Source organism: Pseudoalteromonas sp. AWM4_233, from assembly GCF_056158285.1.
Genome location: NZ_JBSWSZ010000147.1, coordinates 1 through 4,405, shown reverse-complemented (window position 1 = coordinate 4,405; position 4,405 = coordinate 1). Strand labels below are relative to the sequence as shown.

Sequence of the window (4,405 nt, the reverse complement as noted above, 5' to 3'; positions counted from 1 at the left end):
TGTTTATGTACGCTTTAAACGTTTCGTTACGTATTGCTAAGGTTAACGACGGTTAGATTCACCTCTTACACAGCACCTGAAGCGCGCGATGACATTGAGCCTAAAACATGAGCATAGTGGTCTAGTGTCCACATCTAGGCTGCCAAGCCGTGAACAGCAATTCCAATGGGTTGGGCCACTTATTTCAAGCCCTGGGTGCTTTTATAAACTTACTGAACGCGATGATATTGAAATAAACAACAAAGAAGAGTTGGCAAATTACACGGTTGCTTTACATAAAGGCGATGCATATGAAGAAGTGCTCAAGCAGTGGGGATTTAAAGAGCATATAAATTACATTCTTTTTTCTGAAAAGTTTGCAGAAATAAAAGCGTTTACTGAGGGCAAACTCGATTTGTTTATTGCCTCCGCGAATAGCTTGAAATTCCACATTCAGAATTATCGACTTCGACCTGAGCAGGTTGTTCCAGCTTACTATATAGATGATCCTCGACTAGGTGGAAATTATTTGGCTTTAAATAAGAGGGTGCCTCAAACATTGGTTACTCAACTACAAAATGCAATTGACGAAATTTATTCAAAAGGCTTGGACTTACCCATCAAAGAGCGTTATCTAGAAACTATCACACAAATTTCAGAGCAAGAGCTCTCGCTAGAAGCCCGTTGCACTCACCAATAATATGCATTCTATGAATAGCCGCTAGGTGCTGTGTAAGAGGTGAATCTAACCGTCGTTAACCTTAGCAATACGTTATGTCCTATTTACTTCGTTCAGTTACGTATTGCTAAGGTTAAACAGACGACTACAAACGGAATCGACAGCACCTAGTAAGGAGTGATTAGGTTTGGTTCAGCATCATGAAAACGAAACGGTAGTTGAAGGGAAAATCGGGTTAAGAAGTGGTGGCAGCAGCAGAATATATTTAGAAAATCCATCACACAACGGGAAGGACAAGAAACGTTTGTATTTACGAGGGGCCACCTACAGCGAATGGTTTACCACATGCTGGGCATGATGCTGGTCGCGTAATCAAAGATTTTGTTGCGCGATATAAAACAATGCAAGGTTTTCAAGTGTTAAGAAAAGCGGGTTGGGACACACATGGCTTACCCGTTGAATTAGGTGTGGAGAAAAAACTAGGTATTTCCGGTAAACAAGAAATTGAAGCATATGGCGTAGAAAAATTTATTGAAGCCGGTAAAGATAGTGTCTTTGATTATGAAAAACAATGGCGGAAATTTACAGAGGCAATTGGGTACTGGGTAGATATGGATGATCCGTACGTGACGCTTGAAAATAATTATATTGAAAGTGTTTGGTATATTTTAGCTACCATTCATAAAAAAGGATTATTAGATAAAGGGCATCGTGTAACGCCTTATTGCCCAAGTTGTCAAACCTCGCTAAGTTCTCGAGTGAACGTCGCACAGGGATATAAAAATGTCAAAGATTTATCTGTAACAGTGAAATTTCCACTAAAAGATGCTGCGAATACATTCTTTTTAGGATGGACGACAACACCATGGACGTTACCGGAAATATTGCTCTTGCTGTACACCCTGACATGGATTATGTTAAAGTTCAGCAAAATCAGCAAGTGTTTATTGTAGCAGCTGATCGTTTACAAGCAATATGTAAAGAAGCTGACGTGTTAAGCTGGCATAAAGGAAAAGAGTTTGTTGGACTTTCTTATCAACCTCCTTTTCCAATGTCTAAAGTAAAGTGTGGTACCAAGTCATTGGTGCGCAGTTTGTTACAAACGATAGCGGTACAGGTATTGTTCATGTTGCTCCTGCGTATGGAGAAGATGACTATCATGCGGTAGAAGAAAATAATCTTGATTTTATTCATGTCGTTGATGAGACGGGTAGATATAAGGAAGATATGCTTCCTTTAAAAGGGCAATTAGCGAAGCAGAGCGACGTAGCAATTATTAAAATGTTGGCGGAAAAAGACTTGTTGTTTGCAAAGGAAAAATATGAGCATAGCTACCCACACTGCTGGCGTTGTGATTCGCCGCTGCTTTATTACGCTATGGAAGGTTGGTTTATCCGAACGACAGCTATAAAAGATACGATCTTACAAAATAACGAACAGATCGAATGGCATCCAGAGCATATGAAGCACGGTCGCTTTGGAAATTTTTTGGAAAATATGGTGGATTGGAATTTAGGAAGAAACCGTTACTGGGGAACACCTTTAAATGTGTGGATATGTCAAGACTGTGAGCATCAAGTAGTTCCGAAAAGTATTCAAGAGCTACAAGCATATGCGAAAGATCCGGTTCCTGATTCGTTGGAGTTGCATAAACCATACGTAGACAAGATCGTGCTCTGTTGCCCGCACTGCCATAGTGATATGTACCGTACAAAAGAAGTAATTGATGTCTGGTTTGATAGTGGCTCAATGCCGTTTGCGCAATATCATTATCCATTTGCAAACAAAGAGTTATTTGAAAAACAATTCCCAGCAGATATTATTGCTGAAGGTGTGGATCAAACGAGAGGGTGGTTTTACAGCTTATTAACGGTTGCTTCCTTATTCGTCGGCAAACCTTCTTATAAACGAGTGTTATCTTTAGGACATATCTTAGATGAAGATGGTAAAAAAATGTCGAAAAGTAAAGGCAATGTGATTGATCCGATGCAACTGGTGGAAACGTATGGAGCGGATGCGCTTCGTTGGGCTTTATTAGCAGATAGTGCACCGTGGAACAATAAACGTTTTTCAGCAAATTTAGTTGCTCAAGCCAAATCAAAAGTGGTCGATACGTTACAAAATGTGTACGCTTTTTATGCAATGTATACGGCTATTGATCAATTTGATCCTCATCAGCATGATAAAGGGGAGCAAACATTGTTGGATAAATGGGTTTTATCTCGTCAACAGACGGTTGTTAATCAGGTGAATCACTATTTGGATGCTTATGAGTTTACATCTGCCGCGAAGGTTTTAGCGGAATTTGTAGATCAAGTAAGCAATTGGTACATTCGTCGTTCTCGTGACCGTTTTTGGGGTGAAGGAATGGGAAGTACTAAATTGGCTGCTTATCATACGTTAAGAGAAGTATTGATAACAACGAGTAAGTTGCTTGCACCGTTTATTCCGTTTGTTACCGAGGATATTCATGTAAAGTTAACAGGTGAAAGTGTACATCTCGTTGATTTTCCTAGTTATGATGAAACGGCGGTTAATGACCAATTGGAAAAAGAAATGAGTGGCGTAGTCCAAGTTGTGGAACTTGCACGACAAGCTCGTAACGAATCCAAAATAAAGACAAAGCAACCATTAGCTTCTTTAACGGTGGTTAGCGATGCATTACACACTAACTATGTCTATAAATATGTGGATATTATTAAAGACGAAATTAATGTGAAGCGAGTGGATGTCGCAACAGAAATGGGCGAAAACGTGCGTTATGAAGTTAAATTGAATTTCCCAGTCGCCGGTCCGAAATTAGGAAAGCATGTAGGGATTGTGCAGAAAAGATTGCAACAATTACCAGAAGACGCAATCACTCAGATCGTAAAAGGAGATCGAACATTAACGTTACCGTCTGGAGAGACGTTACAACTTGAGGAGGAAGATCTGTTAGTAAAGCAGGTGACAAAAAAAGGACTCGAAATGGCTACAAATCCGACATTCACCGTTCTATTGGATACGCAATTAACGGAGGAATTAAAACAAGAAGGTTTAGCTCGCGAGCTTATACGAGCAGTGCAACTCTATCGGAAAGAGTTGAATTTACCGGTTGACCAACGGGTAAATATTACGTTTGCTGCTAGTGAAGAAATGAAAACCGTCGATTAGTTCGTTTCAATCTTTGTTAGAAACGAACCTGCTTCTAAAGGACATTCATTTTGGAGAGCGTGCAGAGATGAAAAGCATTCAACTAGAGAATGAGACCTTGTTCGAATAGGAATACATTAATCTTGGCAAAAAATCCAGGGGAAAATCTGCCCTGGATTTTTTTGTGCCATAGTGTTAAAAATTTTTTCATTGATCCCGTATATTTATTATAAGCACCAGCGTCTGACGGGACCGACATATTCATTGAGTTTCCAGCCATGCTTGATCGCTGCTGTTACAAGATCTCTTTGCTCCCTTTACAGCATCTTTTACAGTACGTCCATGTGCTAGGTTAGCGGTAATAGCAGCAGCAAACGTACATCCAGCACCGTGGTTGTAGCTTGTGTTGATTTTATCTTCTTCTAATACCGTAAATTCATGCCCATCATAGAAAAGGTCAATTGCCTTCTCGTGATAAAAAGCTTTGCCACCTTTAATAACGACATTTTTTGCACCTAAAATCAGTCACTTTTTCCAGCCGCTTCTTTCAATACCATTTAGCGTTTTAATAGTACCTGTTTGAGCTAGTTGACCAGCTTCAAACAGGTTCCCTGT

The 4,405-nt window shown here is 39.9% G+C and carries 4 protein-coding genes; 3 read left to right on the top strand and 1 reads right to left on the bottom strand.

What is annotated here, in order from left to right; translation table 11 throughout:
- The first annotated feature begins 88 nt into the window (after positions 1-88).
- The 3 genes from ACXAC4_RS27690 (at position 89) to ACXAC4_RS27680 (ending at position 3,811) form a co-directional block, all read left to right on the top strand.
- The gene (locus ACXAC4_RS27690; RefSeq protein ID WP_475168476.1) at positions 89-679 is read left to right on the top strand and encodes a substrate-binding periplasmic protein; all 591 of its coding nucleotides are present in this window, start codon (positions 89-91) and stop codon (positions 677-679) included.
- A gap of 251 nt (positions 680-930) precedes the next feature.
- Positions 931-1,611, top strand: coding sequence for a class I tRNA ligase family protein (locus ACXAC4_RS27685; protein ID WP_475168484.1), 681 nt, complete (start codon positions 931-933; stop codon positions 1,609-1,611).
- 112 nt (positions 1,612-1,723) lie between these two features.
- The gene (locus ACXAC4_RS27680) at positions 1,724-3,811 is read left to right on the top strand and encodes a class I tRNA ligase family protein (protein WP_475168474.1); all 2,088 of its coding nucleotides are present in this window, start codon (positions 1,724-1,726) and stop codon (positions 3,809-3,811) included.
- Between the two features lie 240 nt (positions 3,812-4,051).
- Here the strand turns inward: ACXAC4_RS27680 and ACXAC4_RS27675 are convergent, their stop codons facing one another.
- Positions 4,052-4,312, bottom strand: a complete 261-nt coding sequence (locus tag ACXAC4_RS27675) for a bifunctional hydroxymethylpyrimidine kinase/phosphomethylpyrimidine kinase (RefSeq protein ID WP_475168481.1) — start codon at positions 4,310-4,312, stop codon at positions 4,052-4,054.
- Positions 4,313-4,405: the final 93 nt, after the last annotated feature.

Excerpts from the sequence above, each read along its gene's own strand:
- ACXAC4_RS27690 (WP_475168476.1), top strand. The coding sequence starts at position 89 with ATGACATTGAGCCTAAAACATGAGCATAGTGGTCTAGTGTCCACATCT.